The following is a 23,471-nucleotide window of genomic DNA, read 5'->3' on the forward strand; positions in this document are numbered from 1 at the left end:
CCGTCCCCTCGTCTCCGCGGCGGCGCGAGGACGACAATGGGGACCATGACGACCCTCGTGATCATCGACGCCGCGAATGTCATCGGCTCCGTCCCCGACGGCTGGTGGCGCGACCGGCGCGGCGCGGCGGAACGTCTGCGTGACCGGCTCGCCCGTGACGGCGTTCCCGGCCGAGCCGAGCCCATCGAGCTCGTCATGGTCGTCGAGGGCGCGGCCCGCGGCGTGGAGTCCGTACCCGGCGTACGGGTCGACGCGGCCCCCGGCAGCGGCGATGACCGCATCGTCCGACTCGTCGCCGAGGAGGGCCACGACCGCCCCACCCTCGTCGTCACCGCCGACCGTGAACTACGGCGGCGGGTTGGGGAGTTGGGTGCCGAGGTGACGGGCCCGCGGACGGTACGCGGCGAGCGCTGAGCACGACGGGCGATGTTCACCGGGCCGCCGAGGAGCACGGCGCCGTCCTGTCCGGGAAAGCACCGCCCCGGGGTTGACCTCAACCATGCTTGATGTCTGAGACTCCGTGTATCCGCCGGGATGCGAGGTCCTCGTTGGCACCTCACTCGGCGACCTCCTCCGCCGATCCCCTGTGAGGGCCTCCCGTCATGAAAGACCTGACACTGCTGCGCGACAAGCGCTTCGCCATGCTGTTCACGGCACGGACCACGTCCGTCCTCGGATCGGCATTCGGTCCTGTCGCCCTGGCGTTCGGTGTGCTCGACTTACCGGACGCGTCGGCGGCGACGCTGACCGCCGTACTCGTCGCCCAGTCCGTCCCCGAGATCGCCCTGATGCTGTTCGGCGGCGTGATCGCGGACCGGGTGCCCAGACATCTGCTGATGATGGGTGCCGAGCTGGTGTCGGCGCTGGCCTTCGCGAGTCTTGCCGCCATGTTCGTGACCGGGCACGCGCCGCTGCCCGCGCTGATGGTCTGCTCCGCCGTGGTCGGCACCTCCTTCGCGCTGTTCTACCCGGCACTCACCGGCGTGGTACCGGACGTGGTGGCCGCCGAGCGGCTGCAGACCGCCAATGCTCTGCTGCGTTTCGGCATGAACGGGGCCCGGCTCCTGGGACTCGCGCTGGCCGGCGGCATGGTCGCACTGGTCGGCGCCGGCTGGGCCCTCGCCGTCAACGCCCTCGGCTTCCTGATATCGGCCACCCTGCTCGCCAACCTGCGCCTCGGCCGCAACCCCCGCAAGGGCGCGACCACGTCGGTCCTCGTCGATCTGCGGGAGGGCTGGCGGGAGTTCTCGAGCCGACGCTGGCTGTGGGTGACCGTGCTCCAGTTCTCCCTGGTGATCGCGGCGATGCAGGCGGCCTTCGGCGTCCTCGGTCCCGTGATCGCCAAGGAAGAGATGGGCGGCGCGGCGGGCTGGTCGTTGGTGCTCCTCGGGCAGTCGGTCGGCACACTGGTCGGTGTCGCGGTCTCCATGCGGCTGCGGCCGCGCCGGCCGCTGCTCCTGGCCACTCCCATGGTCTTCGCGGTGGCGGTGCCCGTACTGCTGCTCGGCGTGAGCGCGCCGCTCGCCCTCGTGGTCGCGGGCTCTTTCGCCTTGGGCGTCGGCTTCAACGTCTTCGGGGTTCTGTTCGAGACCACCATGCAGCGGGAGATCCCGCGTGAGGCGCTGTCCCGCGTGAGTGCGTACGACGCGCTCGGCTCGTTCATGATCGGCCCCGTCGGGCTGATGGCCGCGGCCCCCCTCTCGGCCGCAGTGGGAGCCCGACCGGCCATGCTGATCTGCGGAATCATGGTCGTGGTGACGACGAGCTGCACGCTGCTCGTGCCGCAGATCCGCCAGCTCACGGTTCCCGACCAGCTGCTCGCGGCCGGCAGCGGAGACCACACCGGCGATGCTTCTGCGGGCGCCGCCGCGGCGGCCGGGCGCAAGAGCTCGGACGACGTCACGTCGTCGTAGCACTCCTCTGTGGGCCGGCTTCCGGCACCCGCGTGCCCGGCGGTGGTTCGAGCAGGCGCCGAGTCGATGTCAAGGCCTCACCGGCACGTTCGACGGTATCGGGAACCGGCAATTACTCGGAGGTGGCAAAGGCATGAGGGCGCTCTTCGTGTGCGAAGCGGGTGAAGGAACCGTCTTCCCCCTCGTACCGCTGACGCAGGCCTTGCGCAGCGGCGGCCACGAGGTCTTGGTGGCCGGGCACACCGCCGCCCTGCCGATCGTCTCGGACGCCGGACTGCCGGGCGTTGCCGTGGCCTGGCGCGAACCGCGGTCCTTCGCCACCGACGACGACGGGAACCTGATCCCGCTCCCCACCGAACTCGACGAACGAAAAAGGCAGTTGGGGCGACTTGGCGCCCGCATGGCCGCGGATGCCCTCACGGGACTGCGGGGACTGACGCGCCGCTGGCGCCCGGATGTGGTGATCAGCAGTCCCCAGTCGTACGCGGCTCCCCTGCTGGCCGCCGAGCTCTCCGTACCGCACGTGCAAGTCGGCCTCGACATGAGCGAGTCGCCGCTCGCGGATGCCGCAGCGGAGGAGGAACTGCTGCCCGATCTGGCCGAGTTGGGCCTGCGGGCGATGCCCGCCCCGCAGCTCGCCCTGACGCTGTGCCCGCACAGCATCCGGTATCCCGGTGCGCGGCCCGCGCTGGCCATGCGGCACGTGCCGTACAACACCGCGCGTACGGTGGAGGACTGGGCGTACGCGAGAGGCGACCGTCCCAGGGTCCTGGTGACCGCGGGCAGCCGCGTGAGCCCGAGCTACTCCCTCGATTTCCTCCGGTCGCTGGTGGCCGGCGCCGCCTGTCTGGATGCCGAACTGCTGGTCGCCGTACCGGAGTCCGTGGTGCCCCACCTCGGGCCGCTGCCCCCGGGGGTGCGCGCCGGATGGATCCCCCTCGACGTCGTGGCACCCACCTGCGACCTGGCGATCCACCAGGCCGGCGGAGCCACGCTGACCTGTGTCGTCCACGCGGTCCCCCAGCTGGTCGTTCCCTTCATGCCGGACCTGGTGGGCTACGCGCAGCGGCTCGCCGGTACCGGCGCGGCGCGTATGATCCCGCTCGCGGAGGCCACTGTGGACGCCGTCGCCTCCACGGCCGAGGAGATGCTCGGCGACCCCGGCCACCAGAAGGCCGCCCAAGTTCTGCGGGCCGAGGCCCTCACGGCGCCGAGCCCGGTCGATCTGGTGGGCAGGATCGAGCGGCTGGCCGCCACGCACGCGGCTCGGCCCGGCACACCCGCTACCTGAGCCTTTCCCGGATCGGCGGACCCCGACGCGCCCTGCGCCCCGCGGTGGAGGCGATGTCGATGACGTCGAACCACACGACCGCGGTGTCGGCGGTCACGCCACGGCACCGGGTGGTTCCCCTGCGCCCGTCACGCCGCGAAGGGCTGCTCCGCTGGATCGCGGCTCGGCGGCAGGTGGGCGCAGCGCGGCAAGCCTCGCTGGTGTCCTGCGGCCGGCCCCCGGCGATCGTGGAACGGTACCCGGCGCCGGTCTCGGGCTTCGCTCGAGGCCCGGCACCGGGTCGGCCCGGAGGAACCGGGTGCCGTGGCCGAGGTCTTCGGCGACAGGTCGCGGCGCTCGGCCGCGAGGTGACGGTCACCGGCTTCGTCGGCAACACGACCGGTCCGGCGGGGCACGGGCCACGTACCACGGCATTCGAGGCAGCGCCCGCCGAGCGGGCCGGCGTCGGCGCCGAGTACGTGATCTTCCTGGACACCGGTACGGCGGGCCATGTCCCGGCCGTCGGGTCACGGGACCTCGATGCCGCCGGCCCAGGTCGTCCTGCCCTCCTTTCGGCTTCGTCGCCGCCGGGAACGCCATCGTGCGTGCGGGGCGTGAGCGGCTCCGCGACGTGGACCCGCGCGCCCTCGGCCTACACGTCGCAGGGCCCGACCCTGCCGAGCTTGGGCCACGCCTCGGATGCGCACGCCCTGTCCGCCGGTGCGGACGGGGCTCGGTGACGAGTACCCGCGCCCGAGCGGAGGGGCCGGCTCCTGGCCGGCCGCAAGGGCGGCGACGGGGCGAGGGCGTTCGTCCGGCGGGAACCCGGCGCCGAGTCGGGCGGGTCCTGGGCCGGCTGGAGAAGCGCGTCGAGGCGGGGGTGCCCGCGCCCCGCTCCCGGACTCAGGACGTGCCCGGTGCGATCCCGCGGCTGCCCGCCCCCGCCAGGGTTCCCCCGGCCTCCGCGCCGCGGCCCGCCGAGCGCACCGACTCGGCCACGTCCATGACGTACTGGCCGTAGCCCGACTTGGCGAGCGCGGAGCCGAGGCGGTGACACTGGTCCGCGTCGATGAACCCCATCCGCAGGGCCACTTCCTCGACGCAGGCGACGCGTACGCCCTGGCGGTGCTCGATGGTCTGGATGTAGTGCGAGGCCTCGAGCAGCGAGTCGTGCGTTCCCGTGTCCAGCCAGGCGAACCCGCGGCCCAGATCCACCAGGTGCGCCTTGCCGCGCCGTAGATACTCGATGTTCACGTCGGTGATCTCCAGCTCGCCACGCGGCGACGGGGCGAGCCCGCGGGCGATGGAGACCACGTCGTTGTCGTAGAGGTACAGGCCCGTGATGGCCCGGTTGGAGCGTGGCCGCGGCGGCTTCTCCTCCAGGGAGATCAGCCTGCCGTTCTCGTCCGCCTCGCCGACGCCGTAGTGCTCGGGGCTGCGCACCGGGTATCCGAAGAGCACACAGCCGTCGGTGTGCGGCAGTCGACTGCGCAGGATCCGCGAGAACCCGGGCCCGTGGAACACGTTGTCGCCGAGGACCAGTGCGACCGGATCGTCGCCGACGTGGTCGGCGCCGATGACAAAGGCCTCGGCGAGACCGCGCGGCTCGGGCTGCACCTCGTAGGTGATACGCAGTCCCAGGTCACCTCCGTCGCCGAGCAGCCTGCGGAAGTGGGGCAGGTCTACCGGCGAGGAGATGATGAGGATGTCCCGGATCCCGGCCAGCATGAGCACCGAGAGCGGGTAGTAGACCATGGGCTTGTCGTAGACCGGCAGCAGCTGCTTGGACACCCCGAGAGTGATGGGGTGCAGCCGCGTCCCGCTGCCGCCGGCCAGGATGATTCCCTTCACGCTGACACCTCGTACGCCGTGGCACGTGTCCCGCGGGAACGAGACCATGCGCTCGCTTACTCACCTGTTGGGCCCGATGCTGCGGCACGGCGGTCGAAGGTGTCTCAAGCCCGGGCGGTGGCGCTTGTCACCGCCACTGTGCCGCGCGCGTCGACCCGCCGGTGGGGGTCACGACACCGACGACGGTGCCGTCCGTGGCGATCGCATACGCGTCGCCGACGCCCGGCGGCGCGGTCAACGGCGTCGCCGTGCCGTCCGGCGCCCACTGCACAGGGCGGTGCCGGCCCTGGGCGTTGACCGAGTAGCCCACCGCGTAACCGGTGTTGCTGATCGCCAGGGCGTTGCTCGCCGTTTCGCCCGGGAGTGCGCCGAGTGCGGTGACGACGCCGTCGTTCGTCCATTTCACCGCCCGGGAGGGGGAGTCGAGGTCCACGCCCGAGGCGCCGACCGCGATGCCCTGGTCGTTGATGGACGTCGCGGCGCTGTCGCCGTGCCCCGGCAGGGCCGGAAGCTGCTCGACGGTGCCGTTGGCTTCCCACCGGACCGCGTGGTTCAACCCGTCGGATGCACTCGAACCGCCCACGGAGACGCCGCGGTTGTTGATCCACGTGGCCCCGACGGACGTGTCCCCGGCCAGCCCCGGAAGCTCGGACACCTTGCCCTCGGCACTCCACCGCAGCGCACTCCAGTTTCCGTTCGCGTCGATCGAGAAGCCCACGGCGATCCGGCTGTTGTTGACCGAGTACGCCCTCGTCCTGACGGCGCCCGCGGGTCCCGGCAGTTCCACGATCCTCCGGTTCCGGTCCCACTTCACCGCGCGCTCGATCGTGCCGGTCGAACGGCCGACGATGGCCGTATCGCCGCTGTTCACCGAGAAAGCGGTGCTGGAGTCGTCTCCTGGCAGCACACCGAGATCGGTTGTCGCGCCGCCGCGGTTCCACAGCACGGCGTGGTTCGCTTCGGTGGACGTGTCGGAGTCACCGACGACGATCCCGCTTTCGTTGACGAAGAACGCCCTGTTGGACGTACCGCCGGGCAGAGTGTTCAGGACGGTGTAACTCTTCCGCAGGTCCGCACTCTTCTGCTGTGCGGCGACCGTCGGTGCGGTCATGGACGCGCTGACAAGTGCCGCGGCGATCGCGGTCACCACTGTGATGCGGCTTTTTCCCATCATTATCCCCCGTTGGGCGTTTGTTGACGTCCGTTGCGCAGGTACTCAACGGCCAGTCACTTCGTCGAAGTGCTTCGCGAAGGCCGCCAGGTGGACGGGCCCTCGTAGCGCAGGTCGTGGATCTCCGCCTGGTTCTCGATCTGGTACATCAGTCGCCCCCGAGAGGGGTGTCGGTCCGGGTGGCGATGGCTTCCAGCCCGTTCACCACGGCCGACGGGGTGGGGGCCGTGAGCATTTCGGCTCTCAGCCGGTCGGCCGAGTTCCGGTACGACGTCTCGGACAGCATGTCCTTGCAGGTCAGGAGCAGGTCGGCCGGCCCGCTCTCCTCGGCGGAGAGCACCTTGACGGCACCGGCGCGCTCCATCGGGAGGAGGTAGTCCCCGAATTCGGGCAGACTCGGGATGACGACCTGCGGAACCCCATGGGCCGCCAGACCGAGCACCGTGCTGCCGCCGCCGTGGTGAACCGCCAAGTCGCAGGTGGGCGCGAGGATGTCGAAGGGCAGCCAGCCCACCCTCGCGTTGTCGGGCAACGGGCCCAGCCGTTCCGAGACACCGTCCGGGGTGGCCACGAGGAGTTCGACATCCAGTTTCGCGGCCGAGTCGACCAGCCCCCTGAGATGGTCGAGCCCGTAGTCGTCGCCCACCCTGCTGCCCGCGGAGACCCACACGCGGGGCCGACGGCGCTTGGTGTACATCCAGGGCTCCACCGCCCTGGCCGGGGAGTAAGGCAGGTACCGCAGGGGCTGACCGGGCAGGTAGCGTATCGGCCCGTCGGCAGGGCGGATGCTCTCCGGGCACAGGATGAGGCGACAGGCCGGCTCGGGCAGCTCACCGAAGCCCTGCCGGGCCAGCTCCTCGACGGTGGCCAGGTGCCAGTTGAGCGGTTCGGCAAAGCCGAACTCGACGGCTACGTACGGGATTTCCAGGTCCACCGACAGCAGGGGCGCGGCATAGGCCAGCGGGCCGCCGACGATGAGGTCCGGACGCCACTGGCGCGCCGTGTCCAGGAGTTCGCGTCGGCTGTCGACCGCGATGCTCGCCCCGATCGTCCCCAGGACGACCGCCCGCTCGTCCTTGTCACCGGTCAGCGGTACGAGTTGTCCGTCCCGTACGACGCGGTAGTCCTTGGGCGACTTACGGGGCGCCGCGACGGCGGGAATACCGGCGCCGAGCATGCTCGGCATGGATTCCGCGTGCGTGGCGGCGATCACTTCGTGTCCGGCGCTCCGCAGGGCCTGCGCCAGCGGAACCAGCGGCAGGACGGCACCGGCACCGCCTTCGATGACGAAGAGGCACCTCATGCCGAGGGGTCTACGACGACGACTATCTTTTTGAAGCCGATGACCTCCGTGCCGGTCTCGACACCGGTCACCCTGTCACCGAGCTGGTCGACGATCCCGGCGAACTCGTTCCCCGGCACCACAGGCAGCTTCGCCGCGAGGAACGGCGGTGTCCAGCCCCTGCGGATGGCCGCGTCGAAGGGTTGGACGCCGGCGACCTTGACCCGGACCCGCACCTCGCCGGGGCCCGCGGTCGGCGCCTCCAACTCGCACATCCGCAACATCTCCGGCGGGCCGAACGACATAACTGCCGCTGCTCTCATGGTGTTCCTTTCTCGCGCTGGTGCAGTGATGGACATCCGGGGTGGACGGCGCTGCCGACTTCCGGTTCAGGCCTCGGGCCCGGCCCTGCGGGGCAGCAGCGGGACGAGCGCCAAGGGCACGAGCAGCAGACCGGTCATCCACCAGAACGTGGTGGTGAACGCCGGTCCGTCGAACTCCCTGCCCGGCTCGGACATCAGCTGCAGACTCACCGCGGCCATGGCCCCGCCCATCGCGCCGCCGACGCGCTGCGCGACGGCACTGACCGTGGTGATGTGCGGAATCGCCTCTTGCGGCAGGTCGCTCTTGTACAGAGAGGCCGACAATGGGATCGAGATGGAGGCGAGACCCATGCCGCGCAGCGCCAGCGCGGTGCCGAGGAGCAGATCGTCGGGTTCCGCACCGGAGAGGGCGAACGGAACCGTGCCCACGGTGGTGAGCACCAGACCGCACCACACGATCGGCCGGGCCCCGAATCGATCGGTCAGCGAGCCGACGAATATCGCCGCTATACCCATCCCGGCACCTTGTGGTGCGAGGAGCGTACCCGCAGCCGTCGCACGGAGACCGACGACCTGCTGATAGTAGAGAGGTATCAGGAAAAGCAGACCGTACAGGAGGAAACCTACTACGAAGAGCAGCACGATGGCGACCGAAAATCCCCTGTTTGCGAACAGGGTAAGATCGATCAGCGTATCCGCACGACGCCTCAGCGCATGTCTGGCAAATGCGGCTGTCAGGAGAATTCCGACGACTGCGAACCCCGCGTCCGTGACGACACCGAAGGTTTCGGTGGAACCGCCCGGGTCGACAGCGGCGATCTCCGCGAGCCCGTACACAAGGGCCGCAAGGCCGGGGGTGACGAGCAGCAGTCCCTTCACGTCGAGGCGCGCCGCGCGGTCCACGGTGTCGCGCGGCAGGACAGCGAGAGCCGCGACCAGGGCGATGACGAGGAGGGGCAACTGCCCGAAGAAGAGCCATCGCCAACTGGCCATGTCGATGACCGCGCCGGCCGCCACGGGGCCGAGAACCGGCGCGAGCATGGAGGGCACCGCCACGGCGCCGAACGCGCGGCCGGCCCGCTCCGGACCGGCCGCCCGGGTCAGCACAACCGTGGCGACCATACCGATGAGGCCGCCGGAGAACCCCTGAATCACGCGGAAGAGAATGAGGCTCGCCGGCGACCAGGCGATACCGCACAGCACCACGGAAGCCAGAAAGGAGACCAGTGAAAGGAGCCATACCGTCCGGGCACCGAATCGGTCGACCAAATACCCGGAGACCGGAATGGCCGCACACGTGGCCAGGAGATAGGCGCCGGTGACCCATTGAATGGCCCGAGCCGATGCCGAGAAATCTTTTCCCATGGCGTCGATGGCCACCACCATGACGGTGCCGTCGATCGCGGCCACAATAGTGCCCAGAATGACGACGCAGCCGAGCGCCGACAGACCGGGTTCCCTCTGCGCCGTACCGACACCCGTCGACGTGAGTTCCGGCGCCATGGTGTCCTGACTTCCTTTCCGTCGAATTACCGCCGCGCGGGGCGAAGGCCCATCAGGCGACGGTGAGAACCAGCTTTCCGCGCCCGTGACCGGTTTCCAGGTCCCGGTGCGCGTCGGCGGCCCGGTCGAGCGGATAGGCGTTGCGGATGTGCAGGCGGATCTTGCCCTGCTCGTAGATCTCGATGAGCTCCAGCAGGCGCTCGACCGACCGGCCGGGCCCCAGAGCCGGCACGCCGAGCTCCGCCGCGGCCTCGTCGGAGATCATGGTCCGGATGCGGTTCTTGTCCTTGACCAGCTCGACCGAGGCCCGAAGCGCGTCGGGGCCCGCGTTGTCCATCGCGGCGTCCACACCGTTCGGTGCGAGGGCCCTGACCCGCTCGACGAGCCCCTCGCCGTACGTCACCGGAACGGCGCCGATCGAGCGCAGATACTCGTGGTTGGCCTCGCTCGCGGTGCCGATGACAGTGGTGGCGCCCCAGGCCTGGGCCAGTTGCACCGAGAAGGTGCCGAGGGCGCCGGCCGCCGCGTGGATCAGCACCGTGTCGCCCGGCCCCACCTTCATTGCCTGCAGGCACATGTGGGCGCCCTGGCCATTGGCCGAGAAGCCGGCCGCGATGTCCCAGGGCATGCTCTTGGGCTTGTGCACGATCTGGTCCGCGGGCGCCACGACGTACTCGGCGTACGAGCCCAGGGTCGTGTACCCCAGGACCTCGGAACCCTCGGGGAAGCCGGTGACCCCCTCGCCCACCTGGTCGACGACGCCGGCGAACTCGTTGCCGGGGACGACGGGGAAGCTGAGGTCGACGGACGGGGGCGCCCAGCCCTGCCGGATACCGGTGTCGAAGTGCTGGACACCGGCCGCCTTCACGCGAACACGCACCTGGCCAGGGCCGGCCTGGGGCTCGGCGACATCGGTCAGCGTCAGGACCTCAGGTCCGCCGAACGAGGACAATGCTGCAGCCTTCATTGCGATCACTTCACATTCGCTGGTACGTGGAATCGGGACATTTCAATAGGCCTCGCGACACCGACCGACGGCGCTGCGAAGGTCACGCAAGCGTCTCGAGGTTGCCTCGACCGCTGCTTGACGCCAGGTGACACGGGCTGTCGGCCCTCTGCACGCCCGCCCGGGGAGGCCGACCGGTCAGCCGGCATTCGAGCCTGTCTCGAGCTGTGCGGTCCACAGTCTGGGCCGACCGTCGGCAGCGGTGGTCGTTCGCCGGATTTCCTGGGATCGAGGTCATCGCGATGCGTGTGCTCTTCTCCGTCTCCCCGGGGCTCGACCACCTGTATCCGGCCTCGGGGCTCGCGTGGGGTTTCCGCACCGCGGGACACGATGTCGTGGTCGCCACGTCCGGGGTCTCCACGCGGGCCGCGGCCCACGCGGGCTTCGCGGTCCGTGAGGTCTCCCCCGGCGTCGACTTCGAGGCGGTCTTCCCCAGGGTCGGCAGGCCCGAGGAGCGGGCCAGGGCCATGCGCGAGGGAGGGCTCGCCGTCGCCACGTCCCTGCGGACCCCGGAGGTCATCCTCGAGAAGTTCTCCAGGGTCAGCGACCTCATGGTGGAGGGCACCCTGCGCTTCGCGGAGGCCTGGCAGCCGGATCTGATCGTGTACTCCCGGCTCCAGGGAGCGGCCCTGGTCACCGCGCGTGCCCTGGGTGTACCGGCGGTCGAGCACGGATTCAGCTTCCTGCGCGAGGGCACGATGCCGCAGCGCTTCCTGCCCCACCTCAAGCCCGTGTACGAACGCTTGGGCGTGCCCGCCGAGTTGCCGGACATCACCGCCGTCCACTTCGCCCCGCAGCACATGATGCGCGGCGAGGGCGAGGGCTGGTCGATGCGTTCCGTTCCCTTCCACGGCGGCGGCACGCTCCCCGACTGGATGGCCACACCCAGGCAGCGCCCCCGGCTCTGCGTCACGCTCGGCACAACCGTCCCGTACGGGGCGGGAGCCGGCGGCCTGCGGAGCATCCTGAACGCCGCGGCCGACGTGGACGCGGAGTGCGTCCTCTCGCTCGGTGACAACCCCGGCCTCGAAGCCATCGGCAGACTGCCCGGCAACGTTCGCGTCGTCGGCCGGACCCCGCTGAGCACGCTGCTGACCACCTGTGACGCGATCATTCACCACGGCGGCGCGGGAACCACGCTGGCGGCGGCGCACGCCGGGGTTCCCCAGCTGGCCATGCCGCACGGCGCCGACAGCTGGATCAACGCGGACATCATCACGGGAAGCGGAATGGGACTGAGCATGGAGCCCACGGACGTCGACTCCACCGTACTGAAGACACTGGTGCACGACGCCGATCTGCGGTCCTCCGCACGCACCGTGGCCGCGGAACTCGCCCGGCTGCCGGGCCCCGACCAGATGGTGCCTCGGCTTCTGCGCCTCACCCGACGGGGGTGATCTGCGGCCACCTCCGAGGGCGCGGACGAAGCAGTCGTCGGTCAATTCGGCCTCCTTGCGGCGAGTCGGCAACCGCGCGTTCCCCAGGGGGTGTTGACGGGGCCGGCGGACATCAAGGGGAAGTCTTGAACCTCAACTCCGATTGAGGTCAAGTCCCCGACCTTCGAGGAGTTCCCGCCCGCCGCCCCGTCGTCCTGTCCGGCCCGTCCGACCCGCCCCGGTGACCGATCAGGGCACCCACAGGGGGCGTTGACCCCCGCTCACGTCCGAACCACTTGGAGAGCAATGTCCCGTCGTCTGTTCACCTCGGAGTCCGTGACCGAGGGCCACCCCGACAAGATCGCCGACCAGATCAGCGACACCATCCTCGACGCGCTGCTGCGCGAGGACCCGACATCCCGGGTCGCCGTCGAGACACTGATCACGACCGGCCTGGTGCACGTGGCCGGCGAGGTCACCACGAAGGCATACGCACCCGTCGCGCGGCTCGTCCGAGAGAAGATCCTGGAGATCGGCTACGACTCCTCGGCGAAGGGCTTCGACGGGGCTTCCTGCGGGGTGTCCGTGTCGATCGGCTCACAGTCTCCCGACATCGCCCAGGGCGTCGACACCGCGTACGAGACGCGAGTCGAAGGTGCCGCCGAAGGAGACGAGCTGGACAGGCAGGGCGCGGGCGACCAGGGCCTGATGTTCGGCTACGCCTGCGACGAGACCCGGGAGCTGATGCCGCTCCCGATCCACCTCGCGCACCGCCTCTCTCGCCGCCTGTCCGAGGTCCGCAAGGACGGCTCGGTCCCCTACCTGCGCCCGGACGGCAAGACGCAGGTCACCGTCGAGTACGACGGCGACAAGGCGGTCCGCCTCGACACGGTCGTGGTCTCCTCCCAGCACGCGAGCGCCATCGACCTGGACGCGCAACTGACCCCGGACATCCGCCGGTTCGTGATCGAGCCCGTCCTCGCCGCACTCCCGGAGGACGGCATCAAGCTGGAGACCGACGGCTACCGCCTGCTGGTCAACCCGACCGGACGCTTCGAGATCGGCGGTCCGATGGGCGACGCCGGCCTCACCGGACGCAAGATCATCATCGACACCTACGGCGGCATGGCCCGGCACGGCGGCGGCGCCTTCTCCGGCAAGGACCCGTCCAAGGTCGACCGTTCGGCGGCGTACGCGATGCGCTGGGTCGCCAAGAACGTCGTCGCGGCGGGCCTCGCCACGCGCTGCGAGGTCCAGGTCGCCTACGCCATCGGCAAGGCCGAGCCCGTCGGCCTCTTCGTCGAGACCTTCGGCACGCACACGATCGACACGGACCGGATCGAGAAGGCGATCAGCGAGGTGTTCGACCTGCGTCCGGCGGCCATCATCCGCGACCTGGACCTCCTCCGCCCCATCTACGGCCAGACCGCCGCGTACGGCCACTTCGGCCGCGAGCTGCCCGACTTCACCTGGGAGCGCACCGACCGCGTCGAGGCCCTGCGCAGGGCCTGCGGGCTCGGCTGACCGTCTGGGCCGGGTTCCATCCCGGAACCGCGTGGGCTCCTCGCCACGGACCTCGTGGCGAGGGTCGACGCGATGTACGGACCTGACGCGGCGCGCACGATGCGAACCCGCCCGGCCGAGGTGTCCTCAGCGCGGCACCGGCGGGGGGCGGCTCCGACCAACGCGAAGGGAGGCATCCTGACGGACCTGGCCGAATCAAGTAGCGCCGGTGACCGGCGCCGGACGCGGGACCGGACGGCACATCGCGCTCACCCTCCCCGAGGCGGGCGCGCGAGTGTCGCTCGTCCCGTGGCCGCGTCGAGTTGGAGGCCACCGCCGCGCCGGCGGGCGCCCACCGTGAGCGCGTCCTCGTGGCGTCCGGCGACATGACGGACGAGTCCTCGGTCCGCACGATGGTCGCCGACAAGACCGGCCGGATCGTCACCGTCGCCAGCGACGCCGGTGTGCTGCCCCGGCGTTGTACGCAGGCGACTGACCGAGTGCTTGACCTCAACCATGGTTGAGGCTGAATCGTGGGCGTACAAGGGCCTTCTCGCCCCGCATGAACGATCCACCGCACCGCCACGGCCAGGACGGCCGTCCCTGTGGCATGCCCATCGCCCCCACTCACTCTTTCCAGGAGTCAGAGATGCTCAATACCCCTGTCCGCCTCGCCGTGATCATCGGCAGCACGCGTGAAGGCCGCTTCGGAAGCACGATCGCCGAGTGGTTCGCGGGAATCGCGCGTCAGCACACCGGTGTGACCGTGGAGATGATCGACCTCGCCGAGCACGAGTTGCCCTTGGTCATCTCCATGGAGCCCGCCCCGGCAGTGCAGCAGGTCCTCACCGAGGTGACGAATCGCCTCGCCCGGGCAGAGGCGTTCGCCGTGGTCACCCCGGAGTACAACCACAGCTACCCGGCCTCGTTGAAGAACCTGCTCGACTGGACCGACAAGGAGTGGCACGCCAAACCGGTCGGCTTCGTGTCGTACGGCGGACAGGCCGGCGGCTCCCGGGCCGTGGAGCACCTGCGCACCGTCTGCGCCGAGCTGCACGCCACGACCGTGCGTGACGTGGTCACCCTCACCAACGCCTGGGAGCAGTTCGGCGAGGACGGCCAGACCACCAACGACGCCGCTCCCGCGGCCGCCAAGGCCCTGCTCGACCAGCTCATCTGGTGGGGCAACGCCCTCCGGGAAGCGCGCACGAAGACCCCGTACGCCGGCTGAGCAGGCCCTGGGACAGGGCGATCCGCACGCGGCGTGGCCCCGTGAGCACGGGGCCGGACGGCTCCGTCACTCTGCCGGTGGGTTACGAAGTCCGTACCCCACCCGGCTGTCCGGCCCCGCGGTCCCCCTGGAAGTGGAACATGCGGGGCCGGAAAGTCGAGTTGGTTCCGGGGAGGCGACTACTCGGCGTCGCGGCCCGGCGGCTCGATGACGTCGCCCGCCCTGGTCTCCTCATGGCGTCCGAGGCGGCTGTGCGAGCGGCCGTAGAAGAAGTAGACGACGAAGCCGGCGGCCATCCAGCCGGCGAAGCGCAGCCAGGTCTCGGTGGGCAGGTTGAGCATCAGCCACAGCGAGGCGCACACCGACAGGATCGGGATGAACGGCACCCACGGGGTGCGGAACGCCCGGTGCAGGTCGGGGCGGGACCTGCGAAGGATGATGACGCCGATCGCGACGACCACGAAGGCGAACAGCGTGCCGATGTTCACCAGCTCGGCCAGCTCGCTCAGCGGCGTGAAGCCCGCGAGGACCGCGATGACCACGCCGAGCAGGATGGTCGGCCGGTGCGGGGTCTTGAACCGGGGGTGGACGCGGGAGAAGAAGCGCGGCAGCAGTCCGTCGCGGCTCATCGCGAAGAAGACGCGGGTCTGGCCGAGCAGCAGGATCATGCACACGGTCGTCAGGCCGACGGCGGCGCCGAAGCTGATGAAGCCCGCGAACCACGGGTGCCCGGTGGCCTTGAAGGCGTCGGCGAGCGGCGCGGTCACGGACAGCTCGGTGTAGTGCTGCATACCGGTCACGACGATCGACACCGCCACGTACAGCGCGGTGCAGATGAAGAGGGAGCCGAGGATGCCGCGGGGCATGTCGCGCTGCGGGTTCTTGGTCTCCTCGGCGGCCGTGGCGACGACGTCGAAGCCGATGAACGCGAAGAAGACGACGGAGGCGGCCGTGAAGATGCCCATCACGCCGAAGTTGGAGGGCGCCCAGCCGAACATCAGCTGGATGAGCGGTGCCTGGAGGCTCTCGCCCGCCGGTACCTCCTGCGCGTCGGGGATGAACGGGTCGTAGTTGTCGCCCTTGGCGAAGAAGGCGCCCGCGATGATCACGGTGAGGACGACGGTCACCTTGATGGCGACGACGAGCGAGGTGACCCGTGCGGAGAGCTTGGTGCCGAGCACAAGGATGGCGGTGAGCACCAGGACGAGCACGGCGGCGAGGATGTCGAAGCCGAAGCCGTCGGCCCCGTCTCTCGTGCCGAGCGCCGCGGGCAGCTCCCAGCCCGCGTTCTCCAACAGCGAATGGATGTACCCGGACCAGCCGACCGCCACCACCGCCGTCCCCAGCGCGAACTCCAGCACCAGGTCCCAGCCGATGATCCAGGCGGGCAGCTCCCCGAGGGAGGCGTACGAGAAGGTGTACGCGGAGCCGGCGACCGGGACCGTGGACGCGAACTCCGCGTAGCACAGGGCGGCGAGCGCGCAGACGACGCCGGCCACGACGAAGGCGAGGGCGACGGCGGGACCGGCGTTGTTCTTGGCCACCGTGCCGGTGAGGACGAAGATGCCGGTGCCGATGATGACACCGACACCGAATACCGTCAGATCCAGCGCGGACAAGGATTTCTTGAGCGCGTGCTCTGGTTCCTCGGTATCGAGGATGGACTGCTCGACCTTCTTCGTCCGGAAGAGTGTGCTGCTCACAGGCGTACCTCCCACGCTTTTCGTCCTCGACGTGGTCCAGAGGGGGCCATGGGGGTCCCCGGTCGAGCGAAGCCGAGACTGGGGGAGCGTTTGCCCCGGCGCGAGCGGTTTCACGCGAATGGGCCGGTCTCACCACCGTAAAGAATGGTCAGACCGGCCCGAACAGCCCATCGCGCCCCGTCAGTCGCGGGCGGGCTCCACCTCGGCGGCGGCGTCCCCGAAGCGTCCGTCGAGCTTGGAGACCAGCCCGGTGACCTGGCGGGCGATGTCGGGCGCGGTGAGCCCGATCTCGGCCAGGACCTCGGCGCGGGAGGCGTGGTCGAGGAAGCGCGGCGGGATGCCGAAGTCGCGCAGCGGGATGTCGACGCCGGCGTCGCGCAGCGCCTGGGCGACGGCCGAGCCGACGCCGCCGACACGGGAGTTGTCCTCGACGGTGACGACCACGCGGTGCTTGTCGGCGAGCGGAGCCATGTGCTCGTCGACCGGCTTGACCCAGCGCGGGTCGACGACGGTCGTGGTGATGCCCTGCTTGTCGAGCAGGCCGGCGATCTCCAGGCACATCGGCGCGAGGGCACCGACGGAGACGAGGAGCACGTCCGGGGAGTCGGTGCCCGGCTCACGCAGCACGTCCATGCCGCCGACACGGCGCAGGGCGGGTACGGCGGGGCCGACGGCGCCCTTGGAGAAGCGCACCACGGTCGGCGCGTCCGTCACCTCCACGGCCTCGCGCAGCTGGGCGCGCACCTGTTCGGCGTCACGCGGCGCGGCGAGCCTGAGCCCCGGTACGACCTGAAGGATCGACATGTCCCACATGCCGTTGTGGGAGGCGCCGTCGGTGCCGGTGACGCCCGCCCGGTCCAGTACGAAGGTCACACCGCACTTGTGGAGGGCGACATCCATCAGGACCTGGTCGAAGGCACGATTGAGGAAGGTGGCGTAGACAGCGAAGACAGGATGCACACCGCCGGTGGCGAGGCCCGCCGCCGACACGGCGGCGTGCTGCTCGGCGATGCCGACGTCGTACACGCGCTCGGGGAAGGCCTTGGCGAACTTGTCGAGCCCGACGGGCTGGAGCATGGCCGCCGTGATGGCGACGATGTCCTCGCGCTCCTTGCCGAGCTTGACCATCTCCTCACCGAAGACGGAGGTCCAGTCGGCACCGGAGGAGGCGATCGGCAGACCCGTGTCCGGGTGGATCTTGCCGACGGCGTGGAAGCGGTCCGCCTCGTCCTGGAGGGCGGGCTGGTAGCCGCGGCCCTTCTCGGTGAGGCAGTGCACGATGACCGGCCCGCCGAACCGCTTGGCGCGGGACAGCGCGGACTCCAGGGCCTCGATGTCGTGCCCGTCGATCGGCCCGACGTACTTGAGCCCCAGATCCTCGAACATGCCCTGCGGGGCGATGAAGTCCTTCAGCCCCTTCTTGGCGCCGTGCAGCGTCTCGTAGAGCGGCCGGCCCACGACGGGCGTCCGCTCCAGCAGGTCCTTGCCCCGGGCCAGGAACCGCTCGTACCCGTCGGTGGTCCGCAGCGTGGCCAGGTGGTTGGCGAGTCCGCCGATGGTCGGCGCGTACGACCGCTCGTTGTCGTTGACGACGATGACCAGCGGCCGGTCCTTGGCGTCGGCGATGTTGTTCAGCGCCTCCCAGGCCATTCCGCCGGTGAGAGCGCCGTCACCGATGACGGCGACCACGTGGTCGTCGCGTTTGAGCACCTGGTTGGCCTTGGCCAGCCCGTCGGCCCACCCCAGGACCGTCGACGCATGGCTGTTCTCGATGACGTCGTGCTCGGACTCCGCCTGTGAGGGGTAGCCGGACAGGCCGCCCTTCATCTTCAGCCTGGAGAAGTCCTGACGGCCGGTGAGCAGCTTGTGGACGTAGGACTGGTGGCCCGTGTCCCAGAGCACCTTGTCCTTCGGCGAGTCGAAGACCCGGTGCAGGGCGATGGTGAGCTCGACCACGCCGAGGTTCGGGCCGAGGTGACCGCCTGTCTTTGACACCGCCTCGACGAGGAAGGTCCGGATCTCCTCCGCCAGCTGGTCCAGCTGCTCCAGGCTGAGCCGGTCCAGATCGCGCGGTCCCCTGATGCGGGTCAGCAGCGGCACCCGTGCCTCCTTGCAGTAGTGCTGTTCGAGCGTTACCGGGCTCGTCGAAGTCTAATCTTCCGCGTCCACCGCCCATCGCCGGGCAGGTGGGTCCTGCGTCACGCGAACGGCCGTAGACCATCCTGCGCAGACGTACCCGTACGAAACGTCCGACAACAAACAGAAGTGCCCGGTGTCAGAATCAACACCGAGCACCTGTTCCACAAAGGGCGCCTGGCGCCCCGTCAAGGGGCGCGGGGAACTGCGCGACCGGCCACGGACGACCCGCGGTCGGCAACGAGCAGCACCCCAACGGCGCCCCTCGGTAAACCGCTACGCGCGACCGGCAGCTTTCTGGCTCTTCCGGGAGACGGAGTCGATGACGACCGCACCCAACAGCACCGAACCCGTGATCATGTACTGGATCGACGTGTTCATGTTCAGCAGGTCAAGACCGGTCTGGATCGACTGGATCACCAACATGCCCAGCAGCGCCGACCACACCGACCCACGCCCACCGAAGAGGCTGGTCCCACCGATGACCGCCGCGGCGATCGCGAGCATCAGCGTGTTGCCGCCACCGGCGGACAGCGTCGCACTCGCGGTCTGACCGGCGAAGAACATACCGCCGATCGCCGCGAACCCACCGGAGATGGCGAACACGGAGATCCGGATCATCGGCACGTTGATACCGGCACGGCGGGCCGCCTCGATACCGCCGCCGACCGCGAACACCTTGCGGCCGTAGGGCGTACGGCGCAGCACGAAGTCCACGATCACCAGCGCCGCCAGGAAGATCACCAGCGCGTTGGAGACACCGGCCGAGTCGTTGAGCACGGCGGCGGCGACGAAGGACGCGACGGCGAGCGCGCCCACGCGCAGCAGGATCTCGCTGGTCGGCCGGAACGGCACGCCCGCGGCCTTGCGGCGACGCTGCTCGTTGAAGTTGCCGACGAGGGAGAGCCCGACGGCGAGGCCGGCCAGGATGTACGCGCCGATGATGGCCTGGTCCATGAAGAAGGAGCTCTGGCCGAACAGGCGGATCGGACCCGTGTCGGACGGGATGTTGATCGTGCCGCTGTCACCCAGCAGCCACAGCATCACACCGTTCCAGCCGAGGAAGCCGGCCAGGGTCACGACGAACGCCGGCACGCCGATTCTGGCGAAGAACCAACCGTGCAGCGCGCCGATGGCGAGGCCGGTGAGGATCGCGAGGACCAGCGCCAACCAGGAGTTCATGCCGTGGGTCACCACGAACACGGCGAACACGGTGGAGGCCAGACCGCTGACCGAGCCCACCGACAGGTCGATCTCACCGAGCAGCAGGACGAACACCAGGCCGATGGCGAGCATGCCGGTGGCCGAGAGGAAGTAGCTGATGTTCGAGAGGTTGTCGGCGCTCAGGAAGCGGTCGTTCTGCAGCTGGAAGATCGTCCAGATGACGATCAGGCCGATGACCACCGGCAGCGAGCCCAGCTCGCCGCCCCGCACCTTGCGCTTGAACTCGGTGACGTACCCCTTGAGGCCCTCTTCGCGGACCAGCAGACGCGGGTCGACGACGGTGACCGGCGCGGCCGTGGGGTCGTCGGCGGGAGCGACCGTGGTCTGGCCCGCCACCGGGCCCTCACCGGTCTTCGTGGAATCGCTCTTCACGGTCTTGGACGTGTCGCTCACTTTGCCGCCTCCGTGGTGCGCCGCCCCGCACGACGGGTCACGGCGTTCTCCGTGGCACCCGTGATCGCGGCGATGATCTCTTCGTGGCTGGTGTCCTTCACGGAGAAGGAGCCGTTGTTCTTGCCCAGGCGCAGGACGGCCACGGTGTCCGCGACCGCCTTGACATCGGCCATGTTGTGGCTGATGAGGATGACGGCGAGGTCGCGCTCGCGCAGCCGCTCGACCAGGTCGAGGACCTGCGCGGTCTGCTCGACGCCGAGGGCGGCGGTGGGCTCGTCGAGGATGACGAGCTTGGGGTCGCCGATGAGGGCGCGGGCGATGGCGACGACCTGGCGCTGACCGCCGGAGAGGCTCGCGATCGGGATGCGCACGCTCGGGATCCGGATGGAGAGCGTGGACAGCAGCTCGCGGGAGTTCTTCTCCATCGTCACCTCGTCGATGACGCCCCGGTGCAGCAGTTCGCGCCCGAGGTAGAGGTTGCCGACGACGTCGAGGTTGTCGCAGAGCGCGAGGTCCTGGTAGACCGTCGCGACACCGAGTCCCTGGGCGTCGTGCGGCTTGTTGATCCTGACCGGCTCCCCCTGCCACTCGATGACGCCCTCATCGATGGGGTGGACACCCGCGATCGTCTTGACCAGGGTGGACTTACCTGCGCCGTTGTCGCCCACCAGGGCGACCACTTCTCCGGCGTGAACCTCCAGCTCGACGTCGGTGAGTGCCTGCACCGCACCGAATCGCTTGGAGACTCCGCGCAACGCCAGCACGGGCGTAGCGGACACGTGAACCATCTCCTTCGCCGCCTGACCGGCGGGGATGCCGCGCTTGGAACCAGGCGCGGAGGAATGTGCGTGACGCACAAGGCTTACAGGGTGAACATGCGTAGATCCGCCGTGCTCGACGGCGGTTCCGTCCGGCGCCCGCCCCGGAAGCGGGGTCTGAAGGTGGGGCGGGCGCCGGACAGGTTCTACGGGACCGCGGTGCGGTCGCGCCTCGAAGGACTACTCGAGGCCGGCCTCCTTGCAGGCCTTGGCGTACTCGGCGGTGCAGATGTCGGCGACCGTGTACAGGCCGTCCTTGACGACCGTGTCCTTGATGTTCTCCTTGGTGACGGACACCGGGGTCAGCAGCTTCGCCTGGACCTTGTCGCCGGAGCCGCTGGTCACCTCGGTGTCGGCCAGGGACTTGACGTCCTTGCCCTCCAGCAGGTTGACCGCGAGCTCGGCGGCGGTGTCGGCCTCGGGCTTGTAGGCCTTGTAGACCGTGGCGGCCTGGGTGCCGGCGACGATCCGCTGGATGGCCGCGAGCTCGGCGTCCTGACCGGTCAGCGGAATGTTGCTGATCTTCGCACCCTTGAGGGTGTTGGCGATGCCACCGGCCATGCCGTCGTTGGCGGCGTAGACGCCCGCGATGTTCTTGGCGCCCAGCTGGGTGATCGCCGCGGACATCTTCTGGGCGGCGACGGTGTCCTTCCAGAGGCCGGACTGCTCGTAGGCGATGTCGACCTTGCCGTCGAGGACCTTGTGCGCGCCTTCCTTGAACTGGCCGGCGTTCGGGTCGGCGTCGTCGCCGTTGATCATGACGACCTTGGACTTCGTGGTCGCCTTGTCGCCGAGCGCGTCGAGGAGGGCCTGACCCTGGAGCTCGCCGACCTTGACGTTGTCGAAGGAGACGTAGGCCGAGACCGGGCCCTGGGCGAGGCGGTCGTACGCGACGACCTTGACGCCCTTGTCCACCGCGGACTGGATGGAGGACTTGATGGCGGCGGAGTCCTGGGCGGAGACCACGATGACCTTCACGCCCTTGGTCACCATGGTGCTCATCTGCTGGGCCTGCTTGGTCGGGTCGGCCGCAGCGTTCGCGTACTGGACGTCACAGTCGGAGCAGAGCTCCTTGACCTTGTCCTCGAAGTACGGCTTGTCGAACTTCTCGTAGCGCGCGGTGACAGTGTCGGGCAGGAGCAGGCCGATGGACTTGCTGTCCGACCCGCTGGTGCTGCCGCTGTCCGAGTCGTTGTCGTCGCCGGCCTTCCCACAGGCGGCTACGGAGAGCGCCAGCGAAACCGCCGTGGCGCCGATCACGACTCTACGCATCGTTGCGTTCATTTGGGTTGTGCCTCCCTGACACGGGCCGCAGCACTGCGACCGAGGTGGCTGGAAGTCAACTCGGCCACACGTGCGACGTCAAGAAGTAAATCCTTAACGGGTTGGCAACGGCGTGTTTCGTTCTCTAAGTGAAGGCAGGGGTTGCTGCGCTGAGCGTCCCGTCCAAAAGGGTTGAATCACCCATCTCGCTGAGGGCCAGGGCCAGGGCCCCGAGGACCTCGGCACGACCGCCAAGCGCCCCTGGCAACACCGAGAGTTGACGTGCGGCACTCGGGATCGCGTACCGGCCGACCGACTCCCTTATGGGTCCGAGAACCAGCTCTCCGGCCTCGGCGAGATCGCCACCGAGGACCACGCGGCTCGGGTTCAAGAGATTGCAGAGATTGGCGACTCCACTTCCGATGTGTCGGCCGACGTCAGCGATCACCCGACGACAGCCCGGGTCACCGTCCCTCGCCAGCCGTACGACGCCTTCCATGGTCAGGTCGGTGCCGTGGCTGGACTGGAGGAGCGGCAGCACATAGCGCGCGGCGGCGAAGGTCTCCAGGCAGCCCCGGTTGCCGCAGCGGCAGACCGGGCCGGACTCATCAAGAGTAATATGCCCGATTTCTCCGGCTGTGCCACCCGGGCCTCTGTAGATCTTGCCATCGATCACCAGGCCGGCACCAACGCCGCTGGACACCTTGATGTACGCCAGGTCCCGCACCCCCCGGCCGCCGCCCCAGACGAGCTCACCGAGGGCACCGAGGTTGGCGTCGTTGTCCACGTGCACCGGGACGCCGAGACGCTCGCGCATCTCCACGCCGGGCTTGGTGCCGGCCCAGCCCGGCAGGATGGCGGAGGAGCCCAGCGTCCCGGACTCCACATCGATCGGGCCCGGCACACCGAGGCCCACGCCCGCGATCTTCGTACGGTCGACGCCGGTGGCCTCGATCAGGCGGGTGACCAGCCGCTCCGCCCGGTCGAAGCCCTGGGCCGAGGAGGCGTCCACATCGAGCGGCTCGGCCTCCTCGGCGAGCACCTGATGGGCGAGATTCCCGATCGCGACGCGCAAATGGGTGTGCCCGAAGTCGACGCCGATCACGATCCCCGCGTCCCCGCTGAGCGAGACCGCGCGGGCCCGCCTGCCACCCGCCGACGTGGGCGTGACCTCGACGGTTCCGCCGTCCTTGAGCTCGCGCACGATGTTGGAGACCGTGGCGGCGGACAGGCCGGTGGTCCTGGCGATCTCCGCCTGCGTGAGCGACCCGGCGAGACGCACCGCCCGGACGACGCGCTCGAGATTTGCTCGGTGCAGCGACGACTGCGACCCCGGAGTCTCCATCGACTCATCCACTCCCGTCCAAGGCTGGGCGGCCCGCACGCCGCCCGTGACCCAGGTCACATCCGCGGAACCGGGTCACTTACAAGTTGTGAACTCCAAGCTCCGCTGAACGGGTTACCGCAGTCAAGTCCTTGACGGAAACTGGCATCGCCGAATGACC

19 protein-coding genes are annotated in these 23,471 nt (G+C 69.6%); 7 read left to right on the top strand and 12 right to left on the bottom strand.

Annotated elements, in window-relative coordinates:
* Positions 1–45 precede the first annotated feature (45 nt).
* From JIX56_RS10250 to JIX56_RS10260, 3 genes are all read left to right on the top strand, one after another.
* Positions 46–414 carry an NTP pyrophosphohydrolase gene (locus JIX56_RS10250; RefSeq protein WP_257539199.1) on the top strand — a complete coding sequence of 123 codons (369 nt, stop codon included), beginning with the start codon at positions 46–48 and terminating at the stop codon, positions 412–414.
* A 188-nt stretch (positions 415–602) separates the two neighbouring features.
* On the top strand, positions 603–1,913 hold the full coding sequence (locus tag JIX56_RS10255) for an MFS transporter (protein WP_257539209.1): 1,311 nt from the start codon (positions 603–605) through the stop codon (positions 1,911–1,913).
* 133 nt (positions 1,914–2,046) lie between these two features.
* A complete protein-coding gene (locus JIX56_RS10260; protein WP_257539213.1) occupies positions 2,047–3,204 on the top strand; it encodes a glycosyltransferase in 1,158 nt (385 codons plus the stop codon).
* 882 nt (positions 3,205–4,086) lie between these two features.
* On the opposite strand, the gene rfbA is transcribed toward JIX56_RS10260, so the two are convergent.
* From rfbA to JIX56_RS10290, 6 genes are all read right to left on the bottom strand, one after another.
* The gene (gene rfbA, locus JIX56_RS10265) at positions 4,087–5,034 is read right to left on the bottom strand and encodes a glucose-1-phosphate thymidylyltransferase RfbA (RefSeq protein WP_257539215.1); all 948 of its coding nucleotides are present in this window, start codon (positions 5,032–5,034) and stop codon (positions 4,087–4,089) included.
* Between the two features lie 127 nt (positions 5,035–5,161).
* Positions 5,162–6,181 (bottom strand): hypothetical protein, encoded by a 1,020-nt coding sequence (locus tag JIX56_RS10270; RefSeq protein ID WP_257539217.1) that lies wholly within the window; start codon positions 6,179–6,181, stop codon positions 5,162–5,164.
* 172 nt (positions 6,182–6,353) lie between these two features.
* Positions 6,354–7,508 carry a nucleotide disphospho-sugar-binding domain-containing protein gene (locus JIX56_RS10275; RefSeq protein WP_257539226.1) on the bottom strand — a complete coding sequence of 385 codons (1,155 nt, stop codon included), beginning with the start codon at positions 7,506–7,508 and terminating at the stop codon, positions 6,354–6,356.
* The gene (locus JIX56_RS10280) at positions 7,505–7,810 is read right to left on the bottom strand and encodes an alcohol dehydrogenase catalytic domain-containing protein (RefSeq protein WP_257539228.1); all 306 of its coding nucleotides are present in this window, start codon (positions 7,808–7,810) and stop codon (positions 7,505–7,507) included. Before JIX56_RS10280 ends, JIX56_RS10275 begins: the two co-directional genes overlap by 4 nt.
* Before the next feature lie 66 nt (positions 7,811–7,876).
* Positions 7,877–9,313 (bottom strand): DHA2 family efflux MFS transporter permease subunit, encoded by a 1,437-nt coding sequence (locus JIX56_RS10285; RefSeq protein WP_257539230.1) that lies wholly within the window; start codon positions 9,311–9,313, stop codon positions 7,877–7,879.
* 52 nt (positions 9,314–9,365) lie between these two features.
* On the bottom strand, positions 9,366–10,280 hold the full coding sequence (locus JIX56_RS10290; RefSeq protein ID WP_257539232.1) for an NADP-dependent oxidoreductase: 915 nt from the start codon (positions 10,278–10,280) through the stop codon (positions 9,366–9,368).
* 206 nt (positions 10,281–10,486) lie between these two features.
* Here JIX56_RS10290 and JIX56_RS10295 point away from each other — a divergent pair, with 206 nt between their 5' ends.
* From JIX56_RS10295 to JIX56_RS10310, 4 genes are all read left to right on the top strand, one after another.
* Entirely contained in the window at positions 10,487–11,716 is a 1,230-nt protein-coding gene (locus JIX56_RS10295; protein ID WP_257539234.1) for a nucleotide disphospho-sugar-binding domain-containing protein, read from the top strand.
* 285 nt (positions 11,717–12,001) lie between these two features.
* Positions 12,002–13,219, top strand: a complete 1,218-nt coding sequence (gene metK, locus JIX56_RS10300; RefSeq protein WP_257539243.1) for a methionine adenosyltransferase — start codon at positions 12,002–12,004, stop codon at positions 13,217–13,219.
* 302 nt (positions 13,220–13,521) lie between these two features.
* On the top strand, positions 13,522–13,722 hold the full coding sequence (locus tag JIX56_RS10305) for a hypothetical protein (RefSeq protein WP_257539244.1): 201 nt from the start codon (positions 13,522–13,524) through the stop codon (positions 13,720–13,722).
* A 125-nt stretch (positions 13,723–13,847) separates the two neighbouring features.
* Entirely contained in the window at positions 13,848–14,429 is a 582-nt protein-coding gene (locus JIX56_RS10310; RefSeq protein WP_257539253.1) for an NADPH-dependent FMN reductase, read from the top strand.
* A gap of 179 nt (positions 14,430–14,608) precedes the next feature.
* Here JIX56_RS10310 and JIX56_RS10315 read toward each other — a convergent pair whose 3' ends face one another.
* The 6 genes from JIX56_RS10315 to JIX56_RS10340 all read right to left on the bottom strand — a co-directional run bounded on the left by JIX56_RS10315 (position 14,609) and on the right by JIX56_RS10340 (position 23,311).
* The gene (locus JIX56_RS10315; RefSeq protein WP_257539255.1) at positions 14,609–16,132 is read right to left on the bottom strand and encodes an amino acid permease; all 1,524 of its coding nucleotides are present in this window, start codon (positions 16,130–16,132) and stop codon (positions 14,609–14,611) included.
* A 180-nt stretch (positions 16,133–16,312) separates the two neighbouring features.
* On the bottom strand, positions 16,313–18,232 hold the full coding sequence (gene dxs, locus JIX56_RS10320) for a 1-deoxy-D-xylulose-5-phosphate synthase (protein ID WP_257539257.1): 1,920 nt from the start codon (positions 18,230–18,232) through the stop codon (positions 16,313–16,315).
* Between the two features lie 312 nt (positions 18,233–18,544).
* Entirely contained in the window at positions 18,545–19,885 is a 1,341-nt protein-coding gene (locus JIX56_RS10325; RefSeq protein ID WP_257539259.1) for a sugar ABC transporter permease, read from the bottom strand.
* Positions 19,882–20,673, bottom strand: coding sequence for an ATP-binding cassette domain-containing protein (locus JIX56_RS10330; RefSeq protein ID WP_257539261.1), 792 nt, complete (start codon positions 20,671–20,673; stop codon positions 19,882–19,884). Before JIX56_RS10330 ends, JIX56_RS10325 begins: the two co-directional genes overlap by 4 nt.
* A 210-nt stretch (positions 20,674–20,883) precedes the next feature.
* The gene (locus tag JIX56_RS10335; RefSeq protein WP_257539263.1) at positions 20,884–21,975 is read right to left on the bottom strand and encodes a sugar ABC transporter substrate-binding protein; all 1,092 of its coding nucleotides are present in this window, start codon (positions 21,973–21,975) and stop codon (positions 20,884–20,886) included.
* Positions 21,976–22,111: 136 nt separating this feature from the next.
* Entirely contained in the window at positions 22,112–23,311 is a 1,200-nt protein-coding gene (locus tag JIX56_RS10340) for an ROK family transcriptional regulator (RefSeq protein WP_257539265.1), read from the bottom strand.
* Positions 23,312–23,471 lie beyond the last annotated feature (160 nt).

This window comes from Streptomyces sp. CA-210063 (assembly GCF_024612015.1).
Taxonomy (GTDB): domain Bacteria; phylum Actinomycetota; class Actinomycetes; order Streptomycetales; family Streptomycetaceae; genus Streptomyces.

What these genes read in the sequence shown, in the direction of transcription:
- JIX56_RS10260 (WP_257539213.1), top strand. Translation starts at nt 2,047, where the DNA reads ATGAGGGCGCTCTTCGTGTGCGAAGCGGGTGAAGGAACCGTCTTCCCC.
- JIX56_RS10310 (WP_257539253.1), top strand. Translation starts at nt 13,848, where the DNA reads ATGCTCAATACCCCTGTCCGCCTCGCCGTGATCATCGGCAGCACGCGT.
- JIX56_RS10255 (WP_257539209.1), top strand. Translation starts at nt 603, where the DNA reads ATGAAAGACCTGACACTGCTGCGCGACAAGCGCTTCGCCATGCTGTTC.
- JIX56_RS10290 (WP_257539232.1), bottom strand. Translation starts at nt 10,280, where the DNA reads ATGAAGGCTGCAGCATTGTCCTCGTTCGGCGGACCTGAGGTCCTGACG.
- JIX56_RS10275 (WP_257539226.1), bottom strand. Translation starts at nt 7,508, where the DNA reads ATGAGGTGCCTCTTCGTCATCGAAGGCGGTGCCGGTGCCGTCCTGCCG.
- JIX56_RS10280 (WP_257539228.1), bottom strand. Translation starts at nt 7,810, where the DNA reads ATGAGAGCAGCGGCAGTTATGTCGTTCGGCCCGCCGGAGATGTTGCGG.
- JIX56_RS10250 (WP_257539199.1), top strand. Translation starts at nt 46, where the DNA reads ATGACGACCCTCGTGATCATCGACGCCGCGAATGTCATCGGCTCCGTC.
- JIX56_RS10340 (WP_257539265.1), bottom strand. Translation starts at nt 23,311, where the DNA reads ATGGAGACTCCGGGGTCGCAGTCGTCGCTGCACCGAGCAAATCTCGAG.
- JIX56_RS10330 (WP_257539261.1), bottom strand. Translation starts at nt 20,673, where the DNA reads ATGGTTCACGTGTCCGCTACGCCCGTGCTGGCGTTGCGCGGAGTCTCC.
- JIX56_RS10285 (WP_257539230.1), bottom strand. Translation starts at nt 9,313, where the DNA reads ATGGCGCCGGAACTCACGTCGACGGGTGTCGGTACGGCGCAGAGGGAA.
- JIX56_RS10335 (WP_257539263.1), bottom strand. Translation starts at nt 21,975, where the DNA reads ATGCGTAGAGTCGTGATCGGCGCCACGGCGGTTTCGCTGGCGCTCTCC.
- metK (WP_257539243.1), top strand. Translation starts at nt 12,002, where the DNA reads ATGTCCCGTCGTCTGTTCACCTCGGAGTCCGTGACCGAGGGCCACCCC.